Origin of the sequence: Borreliella burgdorferi B31 (assembly GCF_000008685.2) — a bacterium.
GTDB lineage: Bacteria > Spirochaetota > Spirochaetia > Borreliales > Borreliaceae > Borreliella > Borreliella burgdorferi.
The window spans coordinates 24581-30750 of record NC_000948.1; the positions used below are offsets into that span (position 1 = coordinate 24581).

Annotated in this window: 7 protein-coding genes; 6 read left to right on the forward strand and 1 reads right to left on the reverse strand. The window is 28.1% G+C overall.

Annotation, left to right across the window (positions count from 1 at the left end):
- The first annotated feature begins 28 nt into the window (after positions 1-28).
- Positions 29-454: a DUF261 domain-containing protein gene (locus BB_RS06020; RefSeq protein WP_010883739.1), complete on the forward strand. Its 426-nt coding sequence runs from the start codon at positions 29-31 to the stop codon at positions 452-454.
- 5 nt (positions 455-459) lie between these two features.
- Here the strand turns inward: BB_RS06020 and BB_RS06025 are convergent, their stop codons facing one another.
- A complete protein-coding gene (locus BB_RS06025) occupies positions 460-1236 on the reverse strand; it encodes a site-specific integrase (protein WP_010883740.1) in 777 nt (258 codons plus the stop codon).
- 418 nt (positions 1237-1654) lie between these two features.
- Between BB_RS06025 and erpA the strand changes: the two genes are divergently transcribed.
- The 5 genes from erpA to BB_RS06050 all read left to right on the forward strand — a co-directional run bounded on the left by erpA (position 1655) and on the right by BB_RS06050 (position 6170).
- Complete coding sequence (gene erpA, locus BB_RS06030) at positions 1655-2188, forward strand: plasminogen-binding protein ErpA (protein ID WP_010883723.1); 534 nt, start codon at positions 1655-1657, stop codon at positions 2186-2188.
- Between the two features lie 27 nt (positions 2189-2215).
- Positions 2216-3352 (forward strand): ErpB, encoded by a 1137-nt coding sequence (locus BB_RS06035; protein WP_010883724.1) that lies wholly within the window; start codon positions 2216-2218, stop codon positions 3350-3352.
- Between the two features lie 183 nt (positions 3353-3535).
- Positions 3536-4075 (forward strand): DUF643 domain-containing protein, encoded by a 540-nt coding sequence (locus BB_RS06040; protein ID WP_010883741.1) that lies wholly within the window; start codon positions 3536-3538, stop codon positions 4073-4075.
- 179 nt (positions 4076-4254) lie between these two features.
- Positions 4255-4821, forward strand: coding sequence for a DUF603 domain-containing protein (locus tag BB_RS06045; protein WP_010883742.1), 567 nt, complete (start codon positions 4255-4257; stop codon positions 4819-4821).
- Complete coding sequence (locus BB_RS06050) at positions 4818-6170, forward strand: PBSX family phage terminase large subunit (RefSeq protein ID WP_010883725.1); 1353 nt, start codon at positions 4818-4820, stop codon at positions 6168-6170. Before BB_RS06045 ends, BB_RS06050 begins: the two co-directional genes overlap by 4 nt.

A 6170-nucleotide genomic window follows, 5' to 3' on the forward strand; every position in this document is an offset into this window, starting at 1 on the left:
AATAAATTTAATATAGGAGGATTAATTAATGCTTATTAATAAAATAAAACAAGATAATAGAACTTTAAGACCAGAGATACAAAAATGGGGTTGTTACTTTTTGTGTCTGCATTATTATACAAGTCTATTTAAGCAATGTGAATTTAATGTTTATGAGATAAATGCAGCGTATTATAGATTTATAGGACTTGGTTACATTAAGAGTAATTGTTTTATTATAAATCCATGTATGATACTTAATTACTACGGAATTAGAAGCAGCGTGAGATATGAGTCTTTAAATTATTTGGGTGCAGCAAATGAATTTGAAATAAGTGAAGTTAAAATCGATAAGGTTAATGGATATCACTTTATAGCAACAAAGAATAAAGAAATATTATATGATTCACTTGATTTAAAGCCACGTGGGAAAATATTTAAAGTAACTTCAAAGCGTATATTTAAACTGAAATAGCTTTACTAAAGTTTAAGGTTATTTTTCATGCATTTATAAGCGTGAATTTTATTAGCAGCAGAGAGGCCGTAGATATTATCAATTTCGGAAGTTGAATGATATTTCATAAGTTCTTTAATTTGGAAAGAATTATAACCATTAGATTTTAAATATGAAATAAACAAATTTCTAAATAAATGGAGAGATTTATTGGCACGAAATCCTGATTTTTTGAGAAGATTTTTAAATTTTCTAGAAATATTGATAATATCAATTTGGTTATCTTTAAATTTATGTTTGGTTTTTTGGAAAAGATAAGTACGCCGTGAGTCAAGATTTTTTTCGTTAAAATAATTTTCGTGAGCTTTTTGAATAGCCTCAAATTCTTCAGATTTGATGACAATTTCTCTAATACAAGTGACATTTCTTTTTTTAGCTATATTAACTTTTATATTGTAAAAAGTTTCTCCAGTTTTGTTTAATAGAGGAGTAATATCTTGCATTTTTACTTTTTGAATTTCGGCCCCCCTACACCCACTTATTGCGAGTAGATGTAGAAACCAACCAGAAATAGGGTCAATTTTTTTTAATATTTTAACGCATTTTTCAATTATTTTGATAGCTTTTGGGGTCAAATAAAACTTAGGAGTTGGTTTTGAAGCTTTTTTAGTAGGCTTAGAAGAAATTTTTAGTGAATTTTTAAGAATTTTATTTTCATTTAGCACATTTTGATAATCTTGAAATAGTTTGAGCATAAAATCCATGTTGAAATTATTTAAATTAAAATAATTATTAGTGTTCATAAAATCCTCTCCTTGAAGGTGTTACTTTTAAATTAAGTAAAAGTAATAAAAATAGATAAAAATAGTAATTTATATTGTACCAAAAACGAAAAATTTTAGTCAAATTTTGTGAGTTCTCATTGCATGAGAAATTTGGGTTGTAGGGAGGCTGTTATAAATAGAATGGGCATTTTCTGAGGGTGTCGGCTAAGAAAGACTACATACTTTAGCTAATATATAGCAAAGACTTTGAAATTTAATTTGTATGTGTTTTATAGTCTTTTGTAATGAGTAGTGCATTTGCAATGGAGAGATTTTGGGGAGTTGTTTAAAATTACATTTGCGTTTTGTTAAAATGTAACAGCTGAATGTAACAAAATTATATATTTAAATCTTTGAAATATTGCATTTATTATGTATTGTGGTATGATTAGGACTTATGGAGAAATTTATGAATAAGAAAATGAAAATGTTTATTATTTGTGCTGTTTTTATACTTATAGGTGCTTGCAAGATTCATACTTCATATGATGAGCAAAGCAATGGAGAGGTAAAGGTCAAAAAAATAGAATTCTCTGAATTTACTGTAAAAATTAAAAATAAGAATAATAGTAATAACTGGGCAGACTTAGGAGATTTAGTTGTAAGAAAAGAAAAAGATGGTATTGAAACGGGTTTAAACGCTGGGGGACATTCGGCTACATTCTTTTCATTAGAAGAGGAAGAAATTAATAACTTTATAAAAGCAATGACTGAAGGTGGATCATTTAAAACTAGTTTGTATTATGGATATAATGACGAAGAAAGTGATAAAAATGTCATTAAGAATAAAGAGATAAAAACAAAGATAGAAAAAATTAATGATACTGAATATATTACATTTTTAGGAGATAAAATTAATAACAGTGCGGGGGGAGACAAAATAGCTGAATATGCAATATCACTAGAAGAGCTTAAAAGAAATTTAAAATAGAAGTTAGAAATATAGGAGAGAGCGTATATGAATAAAAAAACAATTATTATTTGTGCAGTTTTTGCGCTGATACTTTCTTGTAAGAATTATGCAATTAAAGATTTAGAACAAAATGCAAAAGGGAAAATTAAAGGATTTATAGATAAGGCTTTGGATCCAGCAAAAGATAAAATTACTTCAAGTAGTTCAAAAGTAGATGAATTAGCAAGAAAATTACAAGAAGAAGATAAAATAAAGGGTGTAGAAGAAAACAATAAAGATGAATTAATGCAGGGTGATGATCCTAATAGTGGTGTAATAAATTCGTCACCAGTATTGCCAGAAAATAGTCAAGATAATACACCAATATTAAAAGCAGCGGAACAAAGTGATGGTCAACAAGAAGAGAAAGTGAAAAAAGTAGAAGAATCCGAAGCTAAAGTTGAGGGAAAAGAAGAAAAACAAGAGAATACAGAAGAACGAAACAAACAAGAATTAGCTAAACAAGAAGAAGAACAACAAAAACGAAAAGCAGAACAAGAAAAACAAAAAAGAGAAGAAGAGCAAGAAAGACAAAAAAGAGAAGAAGAGCAAGAAAGAAAAGCTAAGGCAGAAAAAGAAGCTAAAGAAAAAGCAGAAAGACAAAAACAAGAAGAACAACAAAAACGAAAAGCAGAAAAAGAAAGAGAAGAACAACGAAAAGAGGCAGAAAAAAGGCAAGTTGATAACGAAATTAGAACACTTACAGGCAAAATAGATGAAATCAATAGAAATATTGATGTTATAAAAGAGCAAACTAGTGTGGGGGCACAAGGTGTTATAGATAGAATTACAGGGCCTGTATATGATGATTTTACTGATGGGAATAAAGCTATATACAAAACTTGGGGGGATTTGGAAGATGATAACGACGAAGGATTAGGAAAGCTATTAAAAGAATTGAGTGATACTAGACATAATTTAAGAACCAAATTAAATGAGGGTAATAAAGCATATATTATTGATACTAGAAGCACTGAACCCCAATTAAAAGAAAATGTAAGTGTTAGCGAAATTAAATCAGACTTAGATGAACTAAAATCAAAATTAGAAGAAGTTAAAGAATATCTTGAAGATAAAGATAATTTTGAAGAAATTAAAGAATACGTTGCTGGTAGTGAGGATAATTATGATGAAGAAGATTAATTTTAGATATAACTAAATTTTGTATACACAAAATAACAACTAGTAAAAAAATGACTAGTTGTTATTTTTTTGTAGATTTCATTGTTATAAATATAGAAATGTTTTCTATCAAAACTTTCATTCAAAAAATGCCAAAAACTATTGCTCAAAATATTGTTTATTTATATACTCTCTAGAGTTATGATGAATATAAATGAGATTTCAGATTTTTATGATAATTTATATAAGAGAACAAAAAAAGAAATAGATAAACTTATAAACAAGCTCTATTTAACTAGCCAAATAACTCTAAAGCAAAAAAGACAAATATACAGTGCTGTTGAAAAAATGCAAAAGTACGTAATAAAAACCGGAAAAAGTGTTTTTTTAGAATCGGAAAAAGAATTTGTTAAAGACACTTTGAAAAGAAAAAATCTAACAAAAAAATTTCAAAGTTTCAAAGTTGATTTTAGCTACAAGGAAGGAATGCTAGAAAAATGTTTAGAAAGATTAGGAGAAGATAAATCTATCGAATTTTTGATTTTTGTTTGCCAAATTCTTAATGGGATAAGAGAAAAAGTATCAGAATTAGACTTTCAAATAGATGCGATTAAAGAATTTAGAGATATTTTATTTTTGAGTATACACTATTATGATAAAAGACTTTTCACCAGTAAGAATCTTATGAATGAAATGAAATACTTTTTCGAAAAAGTAGAGTTAATTTATAGTTATATGCAATAAATTAGTGAACTGCTATTTCTAAATCAAAAATTATAGAAATAGCAGCGAACTAAATCAATAAAAGCTAACAGATATTCCCTGTTAAATATCAAGAAGTTATCAGTTTATGTTAACAATTAACAAATTGCTTTACTATTTAGAGTAACAAATTGTTACTTTTGTTATTTTAGAGGATTTTTTTGAAAAAAGTTAAAAGATCTTTTGATGATTATGTTGCATATTTTAGAGAAGGATCGTTAAGTGATGTAGAAATAGCGAAGAAATTAGGAGTTTCTAAAGTAAATGTGTGGAGAATGAGACAAAAGTGGGAAAGTGGAGAAAGTGTTGTTAACGGGGACTCTAGAGTAACAATTAGTGAAGATACTTTTGAACACCTTTTGTCGCAAACCTTTAGATCAGAAGTTAACGCTAGGAAAGTTAGAAGCGAATTGGATGTAGAGCGGTCTAATTTAGAATTAGGATTTATAAATGCATTTAAGCAATATTCTAGTGTTGAGCTTTTTAGTATGCATACTAAAATAGAAAATTTAAGAGCCGAAATTGACGCTTTAAATAAAGCAAGTAGTAAAAAAAACAAGCAAGTTGTTAATGGAGAAATTAATTCTTTAAAAAGCGAGCTTGATGAATATATAAAAGAGTGTTCAATAAGAGAAATGGAGCTTTACTATGAATGTATGAAAAAACTTGCTACGGTTAATGGAGCTGAAAGCAAAAGTAACTACAAAAATAGTAAAGGGCACAAGTGAACTTATATCAAACAAAACTTTTTACAACACTACAAAAGGAATACAAAAATAAATATGGAGTTGATATATCACAATTTGTAAAGCTAACAAATTCTTCAATTAATTTTGATAAGTTTGAAGAAGAACAGTTAACTTTAAAACAAAAAAATGTGATAAAAAGCATTAAAAAGAATAATGAAAAGAAGATTATACTCAGCGGAGGCATAGCTAGTGGCAAAACGTATCTTGCATGTTATCTTTTTCTAAAAAGTTTAATTGAAATTAAAAAGTTATACTCTAGTGATACTAATAATTTCATTATAGGGAATTCACAACGTTCAGTTGAAGTTAATGTTTTGGGGCAATTTGAAAAGCTATGTAAACTTCTTAAAATTCCTTATATTCCAAGACATACAAATAATTCATATATTCTGATTGATTCACTACGTATTAATCTATATGGAGGAGATAAGGCAAGTGATTTTGAAAGATTTAGGGGAAGTAATTCGGCACTTATTTTTGTTAATGAGGCTACAACTTTACACAAGCAAACTTTAGAGGAAGTCTTAAAAAGACTAAGATGCGGGCAAGAAACTATTATTTTTGATACTAATCCTGATCATCCAGAACACTATTTTAAAACCGATTATATTGATAATATAGCGACCTTTAAGACATATAAGTTTACAACTTATGATAATGTGCTACTTAGTAAAGGATTTGTCGAAACACAAGAAAAGCTATATAAAGATATACCATCATATAAAGCAAGAGTTTTGTTAGGTGAGTGGATAGCAAGCACTGATTCAATTTTTACACAAATAAATATTACTGATGATTATGTATTTACTAGCCCGATAGCATATTTAGACCCAGCATTTAGTGTTGGCGGGGATAACACTGCATTATGTGTTATGGAGCGAGTTGATGATAAGTATTATGCTTTTGTATTTCAAGACCAAAGACCAGCTAATGATCCTTATATTATGAATATGGTAAAGACTGTTATAGAAAATTTCAATGTGCATACACTGTATTTAGAGGATAGAGATAATACAAAAGGTGCTGGTGGATTGACCCGTGAATACATCTTGCTAAGAAGTAATATAAGCCAATATTTTAGAATTGTTCCAGTTAAGCCAAAGTCTAATAAATTTAGCAGAATAACAACGTTAATTACGCCGTTTACTTACAAAAAACTTTATATTACAAAGTACAGTAGTTCTTCCGTATTTAATGATATTTATTCGTATAAGGGGGATAATAAAACCCATGATGACGCTCTTGATGCAATATCTGCAGCATATTTGATGTTGTCTTTAGGATATAGAGAGCGAAGTGTTCACTTTGGCAATCAAAGATTTTTGTAA